Here is a 19,474-nt window from a genome sequence, read left to right on the forward strand (position 1 = left end):
ACCTTACGATAAATTGGGAGCAGTATCCTTTCTACTGCTCCCGCCTAAACTTATAAATATATTGATAGATGCATCTCCGGTCTAAAAACTTCTTCATCAGAAGAATTTAATCCGACTGCATAATATTTATCATCATTTTTATCTTTTTTATAAACCATATAGTAGTTCTGCTGACCAAGAGATCCAATTGCATTTTTAAGCACCGATTCGTCGGTTTTAACTAAGTGAACTCCTTTAAACTCGATGAAAACGTATTTATCTTCTGATAGTACAACGAAATCTGGATAACCACTTTTTACAACTAGAATATCTGATGGAGTGTTTCTAAACCAATACCATCCTTTTCGCTCACATACCTCATTAAGAACGGTAGCAAAATCCACTTCCTCATTATTTAACCCGCTTATTTTAGGAAAAATGCATCTTGAAAAACTGTATGATTTATCTTTGATTACATTGATAGATTCTGGCCAAACAAAGTCATGTCTTTTTAAGTTTAATTGTAAAGATAATCTTCTGAAAAGTTGTGATTTTTTGATTTTCTGGGCTGATTCCCTTATCTTACTTGAAAGTTCTGCTATACTTAAATTTCGGCTCTTCGCTCTACTGGGTGGGTAGAGGCGCAAATATTAGTTTTATAACCCTTCCGCCTCTAAGAGAATTTCAGAGATTGAAACAGCCCTCAAGAAGAGCACTTGACCGCTGTTTCAATCTCTGAAGCGTGGTATTAAGGCGGTAAGGGTTATTGTGCTCGGCGTGCTCCGAGCGTTGGAAGTCGGAGCTTATTCGCGGTCATGTAGACCATGGCGATCAGATTTTCTACGTTGCGGTAACCTCTGGCTCGCCGTTTGGCTGCTTGCACCAGACCATTAATACCTTCGAGCAAACCGTTCGTCATCTTGCTGTGGAACCAGCGTAATATGCCTTCCTCATGTTGCTTGATCGTCTTGGCTAAGCTAATCATGGGCGAGAGCTTTGATCGAGTGGCCCAGCCGATCCATTCCCGCAAATACATATCCGCCAAAATATGCGGGGTAGTCCAGAGATCCTGTAAGGCCAGCTTAAGACGGTAAGCCCGCCCAGTCTGCAGGTTGCTGTCCTTTAGGCGCAGTAAGGTTTCTTTCTGCTCCGCTTTGAGGTTTGCTTCGTTCTTCAACCAGATGTATTTCGTTCGCTTCAGTTCTGGCATTTGCTTCTGCTCTTGAATTCGAACCTCATCCAGGGCTTCGCCCACCAGCTTCATCACATGAAATTTGTCAAAGGTGATCTCGGCATCAGGAAAATATTCCTCAATGCCTCGGATAAAGGCGGGTGACATATCGCAGCATACTTCTTCAATCTGCTGCGCGGCAGCACCTTTTGTTGTCAGATACGACTTAAAGCGCTCCAACGTATCCATTCCTTTGCCTTCAGTTGCAAACAGCACGGTTTTGCGATCAACATCAACAAACAGGGTAATGTAGCGGTGCCCTCGCCTAGATGACGTCTCGTCAATCGCAATCCGTTTCACCTTGGATATATCAAGCTCTGCCATCGCTTTATCGACGTAGTGATGGAAGATGCGCCACATCCGTGTGTCATGTTCTCTCAGCTCACGGGCTGCCGCATTGACGGGCATTTCCGCCATTAATCGCATCGCCCATGCTTCAAAGAGCAAAGTGAAATGAGAAAGCGGTCTGGCCCACTTCACCGATACTTGCGTTATCTTGTTACACGCCTTGCATTTTACTCGTGGCATTCTGGCGTGCATATATGTTTTCCAATTCCAGAAGTCCAAGTGTCGCCAGGTCTTCTTCTCGGAGTCATATGCTTTACAAGCGATCCCGCATAAGGGACAAGCGAAGGTTGCTCCTCGTGCAAAGTCGATAAACAGGTGCCAAGCTTGATCCATATCGTCAAACTCAACATGCGTCAATTTCCATGGTTCTTCCAACTGTAACGCCACTTTGAACATCTCTGAAATCATATTGTCACTACTGCTTAATGTAGTCCACACTAGTCATCCCGCCCTATTAATCATCTTACAGAGCAGTATTGACTAAATTTCTATTAAGCAGACATTAGCCATGAACTATAGCGAGGAAGCTAAATTTCTAGAAAGTACTTCAGCATGGAACTCTCCAATTATTAGTTCACAAAGAGCCTGTGGAAAATGCTTTGAAATAGCATTTCTTAGGATATCTTTGGTATGTTCATAGTTCCATTCAGCCTCTATTGCTCTAATAGTTAATGGGGCATGAGCCATACCTTCAAGATCCAATTGCCCGGTTCTGATGGTCGGCTGAGCAGAACTTGTAATATTTATCTCTTCAAATATAGCTTCTACGGCTTGCTCAAGAACTGTACTAATTTTGTCCGACCATATGTCATCATTAAGTTCGCCAGATGTCGTCTTTATTGTGGGTAATTTTAAGTTTGGACGAATATTGATTGTTTCCATTTCGATACCGAATCCACCGCCGCCTTTCGGTATCAACCCTTGTGCCATAAATTCTTCACAACTTTTCTGTATCGAATGTTTCCCTGCAATATAAATATATCCTGCATTAAGTGCCTGTAATTCCTCCTCTTCAAACCTTTTGGCCTTTGGCAACCTCATTACACGTCCGAGGAGTTGAACTCCTTTTGCTTGTGACAGTGATGTTTTCGCCGCAAGTAACACGTACAATTCGGGCATATCCCATCCACGTTCAATCATCAGGTCACCAATGATAAAACGTAGTTCATTCATGTCGATTATACCATCAAGACCTCTTTCATCTTGAGTATGTATTGCAATTTGTTTCCGAGCTTCTTCAGGTGATAAGTTTAGTATGTCGATTAATAATGATCTCATCTCTTCTGCTCTTGAAGCTTGAGTTTGTATAGCCATTTTGGGTACAAAATAACGTTCTGTACCCCTTAATAATGTTGTTAAGGATTCAAGACGATTTCTTTTTTCAATAGCTTTTTTGATCATCTCTCTCAGTGCAACTTCAGATGATACCTCATAGTAAATGTTATCCACAATCATCTCTGCTCTTACAACATCAACATAAGGGACGCGATGAAATAGTCTATCCTCTGATTCTGTTTTAAAGGATGCGGTAAATCCCAATTCTAATTTAGGCTTTAAAATAGATCGAAGAGACTGCATATTCAGTCCACTCTGGCCTTCATCCGACTCATCGACAATAAATACACATTTTCTATTATCTTCCTCATGCTTTTTAATCCATCTTTGCAACCAAGGTATCGCTTTCTTTGAAAGTCCTTTTTGAACGTTTAGAAGGAGTACTCTTGCATTTGAATGTGATCCCGATTCAATTGCTTCAACCGAACAAATATACGGGGCGATTCCAGAATGTATATTTTCTGCTGTTTGTTTTGTAATTTGTTTGTTGTGTGTTATCCATACGAAACAAGAGTTACTATACATTCTCAAGCCTAGTTGTATAATTGTTGACATCATGTAAGTCTTCCCTGACCCAGTAGGAGACACAGTAACTCTACGTTCAGCGAAAGATACTCCATTATCAAATACATCTGATAATAGCTCGAGGTTCTTTTTTACCACTTCGAACTGGAAATCCTTCAAACTCCGTGTAGCATCACTTATCATATTTTAAACCGCCTCCAAAGCATTCAAAGTCTCATTCCAAGCCCTTATAATTGCACTTGGCAATGAAACAAAAGTAAACTTTTCACAAGTTGTATTGCTAAATATATCAGATTTTATCCCAACCCAAGGTTCTTCACGATCAACGTTATCTGTCTCAATCCTATATAAGATCACTTTGACAGCGGAGGTCTCCATGATCGATTTAGCAAGGCACTGCATTTCTTTTCTGAAATAAGTTTTTGACTTGTCACTCCGAAGTTCCTGTGTTAATGTAGCAACCAGTGTTTTGGTAGATGTATTATATCCTACCACTTTGACCCCTTCTGTAGCATAGTTAATTGAATGGTTAAGAGAATGCGTAGTTCTTAAAAACTCTTCGGCGTGTTTTTGAAATGCCCTTAGTAAATCGAGAGAATCTACCTCTTTTTTAGCCAAAGAGAAGACACCAAATTTATCCTTTCCAGCGACATGCTCTAAACGTGGCAATATCGCTTCTTCAATAAACTTGTCCACCTGTTCAATAAGCACATATTCCCTATTACCGTCATCTTGCTCATTCAAATTCAACACTGCATGTGCAGTTGTTCCTGATCCACCAAAAAAATCTAACACACGAATATTTTTAGATGGCACAAAACTAATTAAAGTCTCCAGTAACTCAAGGGGTTTCGGAGTTGGGAATGACACACCCGGAGGTAAATCTCCTGCCCCTGAAGACTTTGTTCTAATAATAGATGGCGGCTGTTGCCTATCTTTTTCATCAAGATAAGATATCTTTTGCGGAACAGTATTGTGATCTTTCCCAAAAATAATTTGCCCACAGATATATCCTTTTTCGTATTCTACCACGTTGTTATAGTCAACCATTGACATTAATGTTTCTTCGCTCCATTTCCAACCTTTCGATGGTACCGGACAATCCTTACCAGTAATAGGATGTTTTAAAGGCTTGCGGCACCTTGAACCATTATCATCTTGGGCACAAGATGAAATGTCTCTAAACACCCTATGTGATTGAGGATGTATATAACAATATGGTGATAGACCACTTGATATGTTCCCTTTCTTTTCTTGTTCCTTGATCCATTTTTTTAACAATGGTTGTGCTTTTTCTAATCCATATTTTTTTACCAATTCTTTTGATTTAGCAATAATTTCACTACATCCTGGCTTCAATTGGGACAACTTCCAAGATTTTGACTTATTTTTTGCAAAACAAATTATGTATTCGTGCACAACACTTATGGACTCTGAAGGAGAACCTTGTTTTTTATCCCAGATAAATGTACCAATTAGATTTGATTCCCCAAATATATCCTCCATAAGTAAAAGTAGTCTCGCATATTCTTGGTCACAAATTGATACAAAAATAATTCCCTCGTCTTTCATTAAAAGTTTGGCCATCTTTAATCTTGGTTCCATAAAGTCTAACCATTTCCCGTGATCTCCCGCCCATCCAAAATTACCTTCAGACTGACCTTTAAATGTATTTTTATAACCTGTATTTCCTCCAACATTATATGGTGGGTCAATGTAAATCACATCAAACTTTTTTTCATTTTCAGTAAGAAGCCAAGACACTCTCATTGTAGCCATAGCGGTTAAGTTATCGCCTTTAATAACCATATTCTCTGAAAAGGCATTATAGCCCGCTTTACTTTCAAGCCAATATATAGTACTTCTATCATTAACGAAATCGCTCAACTCTTCTCTAGGTTCAAAGTAAAGATAGGCACTGCCCTTATTTTCTTGCTGTTTTTCCAACTCTATATTATTCATCTTCTATTCACTCCTCAGAAGGCAAAAAACTCCTATTATATAATAATACTATAATTTTATTGCAAGAAATGCTATACCCCATATTCTTTTTATTTATTATACCAGAATACGAACAAATGTTCTATATCTTTTATTTATTTGTGGGTGTCTTTGATAAAGAATCGCTTCTAAAATCTATTTTCAATGGTCTTCTTCCAGCGCGACAGTAATAACCTCGGCTGATACGTCCTGTAAACCCTCACGAAATATGCGTTTTAGTAGGATATGTTGGTAACGTGTTTCACCCAGGATGTCCTGCGTCAAACCATGTTTGCGGATGATCTGAAGAAAAAAGAATAAAATTTGCAGGCTTTAATTGTTGAGGCATTACTTTTGTTTCAATCCAGGCAAACGTGTGATTCGCTCGCGCATTTCCTTCGTGCGGTTGCTTGATCCTACCTCTTTGCTTTGGAATTTTTTGAAGAATTTCCTCGATGTCGAATCCACAACGCTCTGATAATCTCTGCCGCGAATACGCCTACGATCAAGAAAATAAACAAAAAACTCGAGTGCAAATCTGATTAATACCAAAAGACCACGAAGGAAATAGGCAATTTGCCTGCCTTTGGAATAGTACGTTCTTGCCAAATTGAACCACCTATTCTATACCCAATACACTTAATTTTACGATAGTCTCGGATCCTTGTTTCCAAATTGCAGAATTGGGAGTAATTTTTCGATTCTCCAGTCACTTTCCCGTTCCTCCTTGCCAAACCGCTGATTTTGCCGGGAATCTGAATAAAAAAACAGAGCGGTTGGCAAGCATCCTGCCAACAGCCCTGCATTCACATCTCATATATCCGCAAAAATTGAAAATTGTAACGTCCAACAGATATCATCCGATTACTTTGCCACGCTTGCACCCGCTTCAACCAACAATCGCAATATCTCGTCGCTGTATGTCATTTTTGCAAGCTGAACGCCTTTGTCCGGATCGGCACCAGCCTTCAGCAAAAGTCTCACGATTTCTGACTGATTAAACATCACTGCCGATTGCAATCCTTGATTGACATCACCGCCGCCGCTGACAAGCAACTTCACTGCATCCAGATCGCCCTTCTCGATGGCCGCGTGCAAGGCATAAAAATCTTTCGCGGGATCAGCACCGGCGTCGATCAGCAATCGAATGACATCAGCCGGTCGTTTGTTGTAGACAACAGTGAGGCCGAGAGGTGTCATCTCGGCATCGCTCAGTTTGCCGTGCGCATTCGGGTTTGCGCCGTACTTCAACAGGATTTTAACCATGTCGATATTGCCGTTCATCAAAGCGATGTTGAGCGGCGTCAGCGAATCGCCAGCATATGCGTCCGGGTCAGCCCCCTTCTTCAGCATGCTCTCCACTGCTTTGATGTCTCCTTCTTTCACGGCGGCGGCCAAACGCATCTCTTTCGGATAGAACTCGTTGTAAGCGAGAACCGCGCAAACGACAATCGCGGAAATCCATAGCAAAGCTTTTATCCATTTCATGCTGTCAACACCTCGGTTTGATTCTAGTAGCCGCCAAAACGCCTGAATTGATCTTCAAAGTGGGTAGCCAGTGCGTAGAATGCAATGCCCAGAATAAAAACCAGACAGCCGATCTTCGCGCTTTTCTTTATGATTTTGGCGACGATGAAATACAAAATGCCGAATCCGATGGTAGAGTAACTTAAAATTTTGAAGAATAACGCCATCTTCAACGTCATCATGCTTGATCTGCTCCTTTCGGCTTATGCCATGTTCTGAACCCACAAAAAGATGAACAATGCGGTGATGCCGATCAGCGCGGCGGACAACACCCATATCCGGATATGTCCGGCTGGCGGCTTGCGTTTTCCATGCATATCCCGTATCAACTGCACCTGCTCGTACAAAAATTCGATATGCGAAGCCGTTCTCGTATGCAATCCTTTGGCCCGATCCAGTTCGTCCAGTATTTCGTTCATGACTTTCACGTTTTGCGCGTGATACACCGCCAGCGTAAGCACCAGTTTGATTGTGGTCTGCTGTGTTTGGGACAAGTCACGCATCAGCGAAATCATTTCCCGGTTCGTGGAGCCGGTGATGGAACCCCACACCCGGCCTAGAAACCCCTGATTCTCCAGCCTGTCGAGCCGGTATTCAATGTTGGCGAGAAGAGACAGGCCTTCGTTGACGATCGACCGTACTTGCGTTTCGTCCACAAGCCGCGAATTGTTTTTGATGACTTCCTGTACCTGCCGCTCATTCGGAATACTGATTACCTTTGCAGGCAACTGGCTCATCGTGATCCTCCTCCTTGCATCCGGTTGCGCATCGCATCCAGTCTTGACAAAATGCTGTCCGCCGATTGGCTGTAATCGATCCGCATGCCGTTGTTATGAACCCGCTCCAATCGGGTGAAGATGTTGTCGGCCCGGGTGCGGTCATCGTACAGATCGTCAACGGCAGTGACCGCCCTTGCCAGTGCATTGCTGTTCATTTCGGAAATTTGCGCAATATAAATCGCTCCGTTGTTCACCATCTGCACGTTGGCGTGGACGGATTTGGTCAGCTTGATGACTTCGCCGAACATGCCGTCGCCATACGCTTCATCGAGCAAGCGGCGGAGCGAAATGCCGACGGCAAAGCCGATGCCCGTGCCGATCAGACCGCCGGGAATAAAGAGCGATAATCCCGCCAGCGCACTGCCCGTAACGGCTCCTTTGACGCCGTCTTTGGCAAGTTTCGTTTTCATCTCGTCGAAAGTGATGTTGCCGGATTTGTACTGCAAGTATGTAATTAGCCCGGAAACAGTGACGGAAATGGCCGCGCCGATGCCTGCGCCGCCGATCAATTCTCCGGCAACCGCCCCCGGCGTCATGCCGACAGCCAGTTGTTCGTTCAAAATCTTATCGCTCAACTCTTGTGCCGATTGCAGATTGTCCTGCAACGTTCCCATGACTTTGGTCGGATTCGGAATGCCAAGTTCATGCGCACGGTCGATCAATTCCTGCGGGCCGACAAGTACGGTTGTCGGTTTGTAGTGATCGTTGTTCAGGAAGTCTTCCAGCGTCTTGTCGATGCTGTCCGCAGACCGCAACGTCTTGATCTGGTACTCGTTGACGATATCTCCCGTGAAGCGGTTGATTTCAACAGCGTCGATGCCGGGATTGTTGCTGATGATTCTCCCGTCCGCATTGCGCGGAAAATCCGTTTTGGTGAACAAACTGCGGATGTCTCCCTGCATCTCTCTCACGAAATCCACTTCGCCAGCGGCGTCTCCCTGAATGCGGCTCAGCGCATTTGCACCCGCGTTGTTGCTCATCTGCATCCGTTCGGCAAGCCATTCCTTAAAGCCGTCGGTTGACTTGTATGCCTCCATATTTGGGAATTTGTCTTGCAGGGTTTGCGCGATTTTAACCTCGCGGACAAATTCGCCGGTGCCCTCAAAGACACCCGGAATGCCGCCCGTGACAACTTCATAGGTGGGAATCGTTGTGGCTACATTGATGAAGTTGGCAATATCCCGTTTTGAAAGATTATGCGGTAAATGTTTGATGCCAATGCCGCTCATCGTATCGTGGAAGTCATGGCAACGTTGGCAAAAGTAGTTCCGGTTCATGCCTGTATCCCCCTGCCGTTAGCAGTAAAAAGAAAGGGAGCAGATCGCTCCCCTGAAATTGGTTTATCCTTACAGGTTAATCCGCCGGATGGCTTTGTTTTCGTCGTCGTAAACAATGACGTTTCCACGGCTGTCGAAGCACATGTGGCTGATTTTCTTAATCGGGTTGCCGTCGTTGTAGGTCAGGTCTTTGCCGTCAATGAAGGTGGTCAGTTTGCCGTCTGTCGTCAGTTCGTAGATCGTAGTGCCGCTGGATAGATAAAACTTATTGTTTTGGATAGTAACCGAATCAAAGGACATATTGTTAAAGGATACAATGTTTTCAACTTTTCGCGGAAATAGTTGAATCCTGGTCAACCGGTTTTTGGGATCTGAAGAATTGTACCTGACGCCGGTATCAAATACATAAATGGCTCCATTCATGCCGATGACATCCATTGGGTAAAGCGTACTTGCGTAGCGATCATAGCTAAAAGCAACGGATGTATTGTCCTTTGTACTTCCAACTAATTCAACTTCAGAGTTCATTTTCGCTTTGTAAATGTTTGAGTTTTTGATGGAGTAATAATCATCATCTCCGCCGGAACCGTAAATAAATTGATTTTGATCATCAATACGGAAAAAACGGTACTTAAAGCTTGAATTTTCCTCGTAAAACTGTCCATAGGCAGATAGTGTAACATCAGGCGTTAATGCATAAATTAGCGTGTAATATTCCTGTCCGTAGTCCGAATGAGTTTTATCTCCTTTTGCATATCCAAGAAGATACAAGCCGTTATTGGCATGGCTATATGCTAATTGTACGGGCGTAAATTGAGTGTGATCAATACGAGTGACATTCCCGTTTTTTGATAAATCCCAATCAAATGAACTGTCCACTTGTCTAAAAGTTTCGACCGTACCGTTTGAAGCGTTAAACTTGCGTACTTTTTTCAGCGACTTATCAAGGAAATATACATTGTTGTCCTTATCAACAACCATGCTGTCTACTTGATTGATTTTCGCCTGACTTACCGGCCCATCCACGTCACCCGCTCCTGTTCCTCCAACAAGCGTATCAACGCTGAATTTCGTCGATTGTGAAGGCTGTTGCGGTTGTGCTGGCGTTTGCGGGTCAGTTGGCGTTGTACCCGGCTGGGTGACCGGCGGCGTTGGTGTTGTTGGGGTTGTCGTCGTTTGGTCGCCCCCTCCGACGCCTTTGTTGTCGTTGCCATACATGAATGCCCGCCACAGCAATGCGGCGGCTTCGGCTCGGGTGATGCTGTTTTGCGGACGGAACGTTTCATCGGGATAGCCCGAAACAAGGCCGTTCTCAACAGCGATGGCAACGTAGTCCTTCGCACTTTCCGAGATGCCCTCGTAATCCTTAAACATCGCTTCAATGATGGAACGATTCGCTAAACGGGCGGCATCGTACCCCTTCAGTTTGACGATGGCGACGGTAATATCTTCCCTCAACGCCGGTGCTGTCGGATTGTATATATACTCACCGTTTGCCGCCCTGTAACCGGTAAGATAGTCTTTGGCGGTCTCAATCCATGGCGAGTACCAGTCCATTACCTTTACGTCGCTGAATGACGAATAGTTGACTTTTTTCGCTTGCAGGCCAGCCGCTTTGACAATGATCGTTGCAAATTCTGCACGGGATATCGTGTTATCCGGGCGGAACTTATGATCCGGATAACCTTCAAGCACTTTCTTGTTCACCATTTCTGCGATATATTTATACGCCCAATGGGTGTTCGGCAAATCGGTAAACGATACTGTCGGCGTATTCTGCGGCATGTTCTGAAGCTCTTCGCCGTATTCAACAGGAGCCGCAAACATCGTTCCGGTTAAGGTGAATATCATGAGAATTGCTATTAGTGCAGATGTGATTTTCTTATGTACCATTTTCATTCCTCCGTAAGCTATGAATCTACTGAAAAAACAGAGCTACATTACCAATGGACTGAAAGAAAGGATAGTAGTGTGGGATGGGCATAATCATCATTGGCATGGCTATCTTTTCTCCTTGTCCCTTTGAACATGGTTCACATTCATCTTTCATTCGGTTGCTGATAATATGTCCCCCCTTGATAGAAATTGTAGAATCTTGGCAGTTCTATCCAAGGCAATTATACAACAGACTACCCATATAAGTGTAGTTCAATTGTCACTATGATAGGATAAGCGTCGCAATCACACTCTACTAAGCTGAAGTAGAGGTGATACAAAATGGATTTCAAGCAAATGGTAGGTGAACAAATCCGCAAGATTCGAAAGTTAAGAGGTATGACGCAGGAGCGTCTGGCGGAACAATCCGGCTTAAGCTTCAGCTATATAAGTGATGTTGAACGTGGAACTCGTAATATATCGCTGGAATCGTTGGGCAAGATTATCAATGCTTTGGGTGTAAAGCCCGCTCAACTGTTTGAGGATATAGATGAAATAACGGAACATTCCGGGAATGGCGAAATACAAAACAAGATCGAAGACTTGATCACTTTACTGAGTGAGCGTCAAATTGAAGAAGTGGACTTTGTTCTGACGGTGGCCCGTGAGTTTCTAAATACCATTGATCGGAAGAACCGTTGAAAATATCGTTTGCACGGCAATAATCGGCCCTATATAGAGGAAAAATGATATACATTTTCCGGCGGCACCCCCATGCATAATTGAAGGCGGGGGGCCTGCCGTTTCATGCCCCACCCGGTTGCATAGGACTGTTGTCTGCCTCATTTGGCAGATAGCAGTCCTTTTTTGTTTTTCCGGCGATGAAAACCGTTTTGACAGAGAGGACACAGTGGCAAGGTGAGAGGCTTGCCAAATCACAAAGAAAGGAGGTGCTACCATGCTTCGGAAGCGATTATCGTTGATCAGAATTGCCGTTTTGGGAAAAAGCCTTAACGACGGCGATCAGCGAAGTTCAGTCAATACCCAATCATTCGACAGCCGCAAAGTGAATTGTGATGACTGCGGAAAGGTTTTGGATGTGCAGGTTGGAGAGGACATCTTTGTTGATGCATTTGTTTATTCCGTGCCCGAATCCAGAGTGGTATGCAGTGAGTGATATGTGAAGTATGACAAACTTTCATCCCGCCGCTGAACACTAGCTGAAATTGATGGCTTTATGTACCCGGTGTGTCAAACATCGGGAAATCGATGTTGAAAAAAACAGTATGAGGAGAAGATGCGGAATGTTAATCAACGTGTATATCGCCAATCTGGCGAAGTACAACGAAGGGAAACTGGTTGGCCGTTGGGTCACGTTGCCGATGGAACGGCATGAACTGGAGCAATGCATCCGGGATGTGCTTGGCAAAGATGAAGAATACGCGATTCATGATTATGAATCTCCCTTTGCCATTGGCGAATACGAGAATGTGTTTGCCATCAATGAAGACATGAAGATAATGAGCCGTTACGACGGCAGGCTGGTTGCGGCACTGTGTGAATTTCTCGGCAATCGTGACGAGGTGATTCAGGCATTGCAGTCCGGGGAATTCATCGTGTACTACGACATAGATGATTTGGCCGACGTTGCGGAGCAGATGGTGGAAGAAGGACTGTTCGGCTCTGTGCCGCCTTCGGTGATCCCATATCTGGACTACGACAAGATCGCCCGGGATTTACAGCATGACGGTTGGTATTTGAGCCGTCAGTTGCGGATTGCCGTGCGGTTGCAACCCTGACAGCCTGACATTTAACTCAATATCGTTGATTTGCCTGCTTGAATCAAAGCGGGTTATTTGTCGTGGGCATTTGACAGTGAAAATCACCGGTAGTGAGAGTGCCGGAACATGGAAGGGAGGTGAACGCAAATGGTTGTACGCAGGGGTTTGCCGGATGAGTTGCAGACGTTATTAAAGCGGCTGGTCGCCAACGGCAGTGTACGAATCGCGGGCACATTGCTGTACGCATGGTTCAGACGCTGTTGGGAGTTGGACGATGAGACTGCGGCCTATTACATGCGGCGATACTTTGAAAAGTATTTCAGCCGTCAACTCCAGTCTCAGCGGAAACATGCAGGTGAAGAGTGACCGCCGGTTCCAGACCAAGGCAAGGAGGTGAAACGAAGATGGATTATCAGGCGTTCAAACGCAACAGCCAGAAGGAATATCTCGGTTACTGTGAACTGAAGGGCTTCATATACAGCGTGCGGATCGATAGTGACAAATACGCTGTCGTTGCCCTGAAGAACGGGAAAGTTGAGGTCTTGATCGCGTACAGTGTGAAACGCGAAGTATCCGTCTAGTCATTGCTCAATACGGGCGATAATTGGCGGATTTTTTATTACGGCGTGAAGGAGGTGAAGACACATGGATCGTCTGCAAACGCTCCGGAAGCAAAAACAGTTCTGGCTGTCTGTGAAACGCGTGTTGGACAAGGACGCATCGATTTATACGTGGGAGGGCATGCAGTATGCCCGCGTGCTTACGAAACTGGTTCTTATTGAACTTGAGATCGAACAGATCGAAAAAGAAAAAGCCGCCCGGTAATCGGAGCGACTAATAGAAAAGTAGCTTGAGATCATCTTATCCAATTTCATCACATCAAGCAAGAGGGAGGCCGCTCACGGTTTCCCTCTTTTTGCATTTTCAGGAGGTAATATCAATGGATCATTACGATACAATCAAAAACCTGTTTGCACAAACATTGGCTGAGCGTCCCGGCTCCTACATTGTAGAGGAACTTTTTTCCCGCTTCCCGTCGATTGTAGACCTGATGTCGGTCACTGAGCAGGAATTGATGCAGATCAAAGGCATCGGCAAGGTACGAGCAAGACAAATTCTGGCCGCACTAGAACTGGCGAAGAAACTGAATGTACCTGCTGAAGCACCGTACATCATCCGATGCCCTCAGGACGTTGCGACACTTCTGATTCCTGAAATGCGGTATTTGCAATGCGAGCATTTTGTCGTTCTGTTTATGAATATCAAGAATGGCGTGATTGCAAAAGAAACGATTTCGATCGGCAGTTTGACCGCTTCAATCGTACATCCGCGTGAAGTGTTCAAAGCGGCCATCAAGCGTAGCAGTGCTTCGATCATTGTAGCCCACAACCATCCGAGCGGTAATCCAACCCCCTCTCCTGAAGACATTCAAATTACAAAGCGTCTTGTGGAGGGAGGAAGCATCATCGGAATCGACGTTCTTGATCACATCATAATCGGCGGAGATCAGTTCTACAGCCTAAAAGAACACGGCTTAATGTAACAAATTTCATGCGACGTGGTATTTCCGGTCAATGCAGATCGGCGATACCACGTTTCCTTTTTATCAAATCACAGAATGAGAGCGAGGTTAAAGGCATGAATCGGAAACACTTGCTTGCTGAATACGAGAAACTTGTACAGCTTGCAGATGAATTGAGCCGCCAGTTAGCGGCATGCAGGGAAATCATTGAGGTCGTTATTGGCGGCGTATATCATAGCCGCGTTAAATGGCATCAAAAGACAATTTCTGAGGTCATTTCAGCGGTTGTAGACATCCAATATAGCCTTGAGTTGGAATTAAGGCTAATCGAGGCTCAAAAGGCATTTCTGGCCCGTCTGATTGACCGCAATAATGACATCCATTGATTCAACCATCTATTCACCAACATAAAGGAGGATATCGCACATGAGCATACATACACTGCAATATTCGTTGATTCATAGCTTAGATTCAGAATCACAGGGATTCATGCCAACGATGCTCGCCGTTCATACATTGAGGCCCGATGATTACTTGAGCGCGGCGGCCCCTGCTGATGAATCGTTGGTTTGTATTTCCGCCTTAACCGGCGACCGCTTTCAAATCCGTCTCATGCCGAGATTAACCCGGGATCAGCAGATTCGATTCGCTTACCTTGCTCAGGCAGTGGAAATGGGGTGCGGCTGGCATACTGTAGTCTTTGCGGAACATCCAACATCACCGCCATGCGGTATTCTCATCGATCATCAGCGGCGGATTCTGTTTGTGGATGTTAAAGTGCTTCGGCAAAGCCATGAGGTTGTACTGAATATTTCGAGCCATATTGTCGAGTACCTGAAAAGTGCCTCTGGCGGCCAAAATTGGGGCTGTGGGGGATTCTTTGTTTCCGGTAATGACACAAGACTGCTTATTGGTCAAACGGCCTCTATTACCCTGATTCTTGATCCAGAGAATGGACTGAGGTTTCCAGCCTTTGTTGCGTTGTCTTCTGACGAACTAACAGTTCATGTTTCTACTGCCGGAGACGGAATTTACATCCGGTCGGCAGTGTGGCGGCTGTTTCATAAAACATTTGAACCGTTACCGTGCTATTCGTACCAAGTCGGTATTGTGACAGATGCTGATTCGCACATCATTCCTCTGCCGATGCAATTAGCTTATACGCTTCGCAGAGTATCGAAACTGACGTTTAGCGTATATGCAATTTGAGTGAGCAGGCAATACACCAGGCAAACCTGATGATGGAAAGGAAAGAGGGATCGCTTGCCCATCTTCGGCTCGCTTACGGCCTTGCTACAGGTTCTAAGAAAACCACCCCACTGCCCCTGAGGGGCCGAAGAAGGGCTCCGCCCTCCTTCACCACCCATATTCGCTCGCCGCTAGGGCGAGCCCGACAAACAAGTTGTCGGGCAAATACAAGAGCGTGGGTGCGTGGGCATCGCCACTCAAGGTTTCCCTTCGGCGGCTGACGCCGACCTTGACTGGCTTACTCTGGTGTATATTACTCGGTAAGTGCTTTGATTTCAAAGGTACTTACTAGATCAGAATCTACCCCGAACAATTTCATTGAAAGGGACTGATAATTAGATGCCGTAATCAATTTTTTCATCAAACCCGCTACAACCTGCCGGCCCCATTGTCTTGTACCCGTATAAACAACGGGCTTGTCGTCGTAATAATTGTTAAAGCTGATCTGTGAATTTGTAATGAAGTGTTGCAAAAAATGAGGACGATAGGAATCAATGAAAATCTTTATTGGCAAATTCGGAGATGAACGTAACCAATGCTCCAAATCATCCGATGCCAATTTTCCTAGGTCGATGTATGGATTGGTAAACGCTTGATGTCGTCTCAATGCTTTTCGATCTGCTGGCAAAAGCTTTTTATAAGCCGCCATGAAAATTCCTTCTTGTTTTATCAATCTCATGATTTTCGTACGACCATCCAACTTGTCTGTATCTATAAAAACCACATTTTCAAACATATCTGTACGTGGCTTTAACAAAAATTCTGTAACGACGGGCCGCTTATTTCTAATATACTTCACTGTTTTCTCAATTCTGGTAAGCTTTTTATTCTTTAGCTTCAATAGCTTGGACTTGTCGTACACTTTTACCTGCATACCTTTGCGCGAACCAAAGTAGTAGGTCTGTTTCTTCTGTTTGTAGTCTACCAACTTTCGTTTATGGGCAACGTAAAGTCTCTCTGCTACTGACTTTGGAGTGCGATTTTCAATATCAACCTTTTCATCAAACATGATGACTGCCGCAGTAAAGTAGTTGCCCATGATGAACTTGATTAAGTCCAACAGTTGGGAAGGAGTAATGTTGTTACGGTCTGGATTTATTTTGATGATCGTATAAGGTGCCTGGTTAAACATTGAAAGCGGCTCCCAGCAGACAATAAACAACGGGTGCTTCAATAAGTACCTGTAGACTCGCCTGCCTACGACATTATGATCATCGTAAGCGGCAGGCATAACAATCTGCAAGAAATATGATGACGGCGACCCATCAAAGCCAAAAGTGATACCGTCATAAGGACATTGGAGTGAGCCATTACCCTTGATTCTCTGCAAAATATTCTTAAAGCGAAGGTTAGCCTCCAAAGCGGTAGTAATTGCCTTAACGTCGAACCTCTTGAACATCTCGGGCCTCCATCATATTTATGAACTTCAAATCCTTGTGGCTCTAAGGCTCGTTCCATTTTTGATGTCCCACTTCGGGGATAGTTATAAGAGAGCATCAGGAGGTGATTTTATTATTCTTTCTCAGATAATAGCTTATTGAGTGTCAAAGCAAGCATTTCAACAAATGTATTTGTCAACTGAAAATCCGGCCACATAATCATTTAATTTCCGGCCACGCGGCATAAAAATAAAAGCTACGCCAACTGCTGTTTTTGCAACCACTCCTTTGTTTCTTTCATGCGATATGAATTTCCGTTCATGTTGACGATGTAAGACTGATGCGTCAGCCGGTCAATCATCGCAGCGGTCATCACCGGATCTTGAAAAATCTCACCCCATCGTTCAAAGGACAGATTGGTCGTAATGATCGTCGATTTACGTCCAGCCCGAAGTGACAGATGGGTAAACAATAATTCAGACCCTTCTTTATCAAACGAGATGTAACCCATCTCATCAGCTATGACCAGATCATACTTCTCGAAACGGTTCTGGAATGCACGTAGAGTCTGTTCCGACCGGCATTCCCTGATCCGGTTCACGAGCAGGGGGACGGTTGTAAACCATACTTTGTAACCCTCCAGGCAAGCTTTCAGACCTAACCCGATGCTAATGTGCGTTTTTCCAGTCCCTGGGTTTCCGGACAGAATTACGTTGCGCCCTTCTCGGATAAAATCTAGCGTTTTCAACAGTTTTAACTTCTTCTGTGCATCTTCCGGCAAGTCCCCGACAACCAAATCTTCGAGATATTTTTTGTGCGTAAATTCCGCCAACCGTATTCGGTTGTACCGGGACGCTTCCCGACGGGCATCGCATTCCTTTTCGAGAAGTTGCGTCAGAAATTCTTCGTAACTGGCGTCCCGTTGAGTCGCTTCCTGAATTTGCTCTTCCAAATGCTTACGAATCATCGGGAGCCGCAATTCTTTGCTGTATTCCAGAATCATTTCCTTCAACGCCTTGCGCGGCGAGTGGCTCATGCAGCGCCCTCCTTCGTTTCTGTCGGCCTAGTATCAAACAATTCATCGTACATGCGCAAATGCTCAACTGATCGCTCCGCAATCTCTTGGCCGGTTTCCGAATGTGTCGTCCGAACCACCGGCGCCAGATCTCGGTTTTTGGCACATAGCACTTTAATTTTATCCGTGGTTACATGGGCTGGGTGGATCCACTCCAATTCCTGAATAGCTTGCTCGATCTCCGCGAAACTGGCATCATCTCGAATATATTGCAATAGTTGTACAAATTCCTTGTTGCGTCTGGTATAATACCTTTCGTAGATTGTTTTTATCTTTTTGGGAGCCTGTTGCCACGCCGCGCTACCGGCGAATGCACCAGGTTTTTTCTTTAGCGTATCTAAATAATGGTTCAAGTCCAGCCGCCACTCATGGCTGCCGGTACACCGTACATGCTCCGCTACTTTCGTTTCTTGGTGAAAACAAAGCACTCGGGTCGAGTACACCTTGATCATGATCGATTCTCCAACCAGATGATCTGGTACGGAGTAACGATTTTGGTCCACCATAATCGTCGCGTATTTATCCGCCCGCCCGTAAAGTACACGGGCTGCGTCAAACGGGGGCGGGGAAGGCAAAAGGGTGGGGCGTTCTTCTTCCAGTCGTTCCTTCGCCGTCTGGCCGTTATTCTCGGTTTGCGGCTTTTGGTTGCGCTGAGTGCACACCTCCTGTAAATATTGGTTCGCTTCTTCAAGCGATTCAAATTCGTGCCGGAAGGCGAAGGCTTTCCGACGCACGACTTCTACGCTGCGTTCCACATGTCCTTTCTCATTGCCGCTGCGAATATTGCAAAACCGGAATTGAAAGCCGTAATAAAGCGACAGTTGGAGTAATCCTTGTGTCGGCTCCTTATCCGTTCCGACGAACCGTTTCACCGCGACTTTCATGTTGTCATACACCATGGTTCGATACACACCGCCGATATGCTGAAAGAACAGGGCATGTGCTTCTTGGAAGCATTCCGTCGTTTGCTTGGTGAACAGGTATGCAAAACGGTAATTCCCATATGCGGATGTGAAGACTGCCATCTGAAAAGTTTGAAACTTTCCATTAATTTTGAGCTTCACTTCACCCCAATCGAATTCGCAAATGTCCCCAAGCTCATACAGTGCCTTTATGTATGCTTCCTTTGGTTTTCGTTCCAAACTACGAACCGTCCGAAGAACAGTACTATAGCTGATTTGGATACCTTCGGCTTCTAGTGCCTCGAAGATATCTACCGCCTTCTTTTGCTGTTTGCGTTGCCCTTGGCTTCGCTTTACTTCGTTCTCATCCAGATGAGCCTGAATCTTAGCTGTCATTTCGTCGGTCAGTTTTCGTTTGGGTCGAATTCCGACTGTATACTTGGGCGCGGTAGTGAGGGCATCAATCAGTGCTTGGATATCCACCGAGTTGTTCCCCTCAGCTAGTAGCTGTTGTCTCCTTTCCTCATATTGCCTGATGTACTTCCCAACCGTCTCCCGATGGATCCCTGTCAATCTTGCAATCTCCCGGCGCGACCTCCCCTCATGAATATGCATCATTAATATTTGTTGCATCGTGTTCATCGCGATCATTCTCTCCCAGCCCCTACTTGTTGATTTTCTCTCCAAGTAGGTTTATCGGTTGTGGCCGGT

Annotated in this window: 21 protein-coding genes; 9 read left to right on the forward strand and 12 right to left on the reverse strand. The window is 44.9% G+C overall.

The window, feature by feature from the left end:
- Positions 1–50: 50 nt before the first annotated feature.
- From EXW96_RS15060 to EXW96_RS15100, 9 genes are all read right to left on the reverse strand, one after another.
- A complete protein-coding gene (locus EXW96_RS15060; protein ID WP_174350872.1) occupies positions 51–626 on the reverse strand; it encodes a hypothetical protein in 576 nt (191 codons plus the stop codon).
- A gap of 116 nt (positions 627–742) precedes the next feature.
- On the reverse strand, positions 743–1,996 hold the full coding sequence (locus tag EXW96_RS15065; protein WP_309224977.1) for an ISL3 family transposase: 1,254 nt from the start codon (positions 1,994–1,996) through the stop codon (positions 743–745).
- A 75-nt stretch (positions 1,997–2,071) separates the two neighbouring features.
- The gene (locus EXW96_RS15070) at positions 2,072–3,601 is read right to left on the reverse strand and encodes a DEAD/DEAH box helicase (RefSeq protein ID WP_174350873.1); all 1,530 of its coding nucleotides are present in this window, start codon (positions 3,599–3,601) and stop codon (positions 2,072–2,074) included.
- A gap of 3 nt (positions 3,602–3,604) precedes the next feature.
- Entirely contained in the window at positions 3,605–5,380 is a 1,776-nt protein-coding gene (locus tag EXW96_RS15075) for a site-specific DNA-methyltransferase (protein WP_174350874.1), read from the reverse strand.
- Positions 5,381–6,262: 882 nt separating this feature from the next.
- Positions 6,263–6,886 (reverse strand): ankyrin repeat domain-containing protein, encoded by a 624-nt coding sequence (locus EXW96_RS15080; RefSeq protein ID WP_174350875.1) that lies wholly within the window; start codon positions 6,884–6,886, stop codon positions 6,263–6,265.
- A gap of 23 nt (positions 6,887–6,909) precedes the next feature.
- Entirely contained in the window at positions 6,910–7,107 is a 198-nt protein-coding gene (locus EXW96_RS15085; RefSeq protein ID WP_028107444.1) for a hypothetical protein, read from the reverse strand.
- A 21-nt stretch (positions 7,108–7,128) separates the two neighbouring features.
- The gene (locus tag EXW96_RS15090) at positions 7,129–7,662 is read right to left on the reverse strand and encodes a hypothetical protein (RefSeq protein ID WP_174350876.1); all 534 of its coding nucleotides are present in this window, start codon (positions 7,660–7,662) and stop codon (positions 7,129–7,131) included.
- Complete coding sequence (locus EXW96_RS15095; RefSeq protein ID WP_174350877.1) at positions 7,659–8,981, reverse strand: hypothetical protein; 1,323 nt, start codon at positions 8,979–8,981, stop codon at positions 7,659–7,661. The genes EXW96_RS15090 and EXW96_RS15095 overlap by 4 nt, the downstream gene beginning before the upstream one ends.
- A gap of 69 nt (positions 8,982–9,050) precedes the next feature.
- Positions 9,051–10,874 (reverse strand): S-layer homology domain-containing protein, encoded by a 1,824-nt coding sequence (locus EXW96_RS15100; RefSeq protein ID WP_174350878.1) that lies wholly within the window; start codon positions 10,872–10,874, stop codon positions 9,051–9,053.
- 324 nt (positions 10,875–11,198) lie between these two features.
- Here EXW96_RS15100 and EXW96_RS15105 point away from each other — a divergent pair, with 324 nt between their 5' ends.
- From EXW96_RS15105 to EXW96_RS15145, 9 genes are all read left to right on the forward strand, one after another.
- A complete protein-coding gene (locus EXW96_RS15105; RefSeq protein ID WP_174350879.1) occupies positions 11,199–11,558 on the forward strand; it encodes a helix-turn-helix domain-containing protein in 360 nt (119 codons plus the stop codon).
- A gap of 256 nt (positions 11,559–11,814) precedes the next feature.
- Entirely contained in the window at positions 11,815–12,033 is a 219-nt protein-coding gene (locus EXW96_RS15110; protein WP_174350880.1) for a hypothetical protein, read from the forward strand.
- A 127-nt stretch (positions 12,034–12,160) separates the two neighbouring features.
- Entirely contained in the window at positions 12,161–12,655 is a 495-nt protein-coding gene (locus EXW96_RS15115; RefSeq protein ID WP_174350881.1) for an antirestriction protein ArdA, read from the forward strand.
- A gap of 129 nt (positions 12,656–12,784) precedes the next feature.
- Positions 12,785–13,003 carry a hypothetical protein gene (locus EXW96_RS15120; protein WP_174350882.1) on the forward strand — a complete coding sequence of 73 codons (219 nt, stop codon included), beginning with the start codon at positions 12,785–12,787 and terminating at the stop codon, positions 13,001–13,003.
- Positions 13,004–13,041: 38 nt separating this feature from the next.
- A complete protein-coding gene (locus tag EXW96_RS15125; RefSeq protein WP_174350883.1) occupies positions 13,042–13,218 on the forward strand; it encodes a hypothetical protein in 177 nt (58 codons plus the stop codon).
- Positions 13,219–13,282: 64 nt separating this feature from the next.
- The gene (locus EXW96_RS15130; protein ID WP_174350884.1) at positions 13,283–13,462 is read left to right on the forward strand and encodes a hypothetical protein; all 180 of its coding nucleotides are present in this window, start codon (positions 13,283–13,285) and stop codon (positions 13,460–13,462) included.
- Between the two features lie 115 nt (positions 13,463–13,577).
- The gene (gene radC, locus EXW96_RS15135) at positions 13,578–14,180 is read left to right on the forward strand and encodes a RadC family protein (RefSeq protein ID WP_174350885.1); all 603 of its coding nucleotides are present in this window, start codon (positions 13,578–13,580) and stop codon (positions 14,178–14,180) included.
- Between the two features lie 95 nt (positions 14,181–14,275).
- Positions 14,276–14,545, forward strand: a complete 270-nt coding sequence (locus EXW96_RS15140; protein WP_174350886.1) for a hypothetical protein — start codon at positions 14,276–14,278, stop codon at positions 14,543–14,545.
- Positions 14,546–14,585: 40 nt separating this feature from the next.
- Positions 14,586–15,368, forward strand: coding sequence for a hypothetical protein (locus EXW96_RS15145; RefSeq protein WP_174350887.1), 783 nt, complete (start codon positions 14,586–14,588; stop codon positions 15,366–15,368).
- Positions 15,369–15,660: 292 nt separating this feature from the next.
- Here EXW96_RS15145 and EXW96_RS15150 read toward each other — a convergent pair whose 3' ends face one another.
- The 3 genes from EXW96_RS15150 to istA all read right to left on the reverse strand — a co-directional run bounded on the left by EXW96_RS15150 (position 15,661) and on the right by istA (position 19,414).
- Positions 15,661–16,806 (reverse strand): hypothetical protein, encoded by a 1,146-nt coding sequence (locus EXW96_RS15150; RefSeq protein WP_174350888.1) that lies wholly within the window; start codon positions 16,804–16,806, stop codon positions 15,661–15,663.
- 236 nt (positions 16,807–17,042) lie between these two features.
- Positions 17,043–17,822 carry an IS21-like element helper ATPase IstB gene (gene istB / locus EXW96_RS15155; protein ID WP_174349575.1) on the reverse strand — a complete coding sequence of 260 codons (780 nt, stop codon included), beginning with the start codon at positions 17,820–17,822 and terminating at the stop codon, positions 17,043–17,045.
- Positions 17,819–19,414, reverse strand: coding sequence for an IS21 family transposase (istA, locus tag EXW96_RS15160; protein ID WP_155615814.1), 1,596 nt, complete (start codon positions 19,412–19,414; stop codon positions 17,819–17,821). Before istA ends, istB begins: the two co-directional genes overlap by 4 nt.
- Positions 19,415–19,474: the final 60 nt, after the last annotated feature.

This window comes from Paenibacillus sp. JMULE4, assembly GCF_013337105.1.
In the GTDB taxonomy this organism is placed as follows: Bacteria; Bacillota; Bacilli; order Paenibacillales; family NBRC-103111; genus Paenibacillus_G; species Paenibacillus_G naphthalenovorans.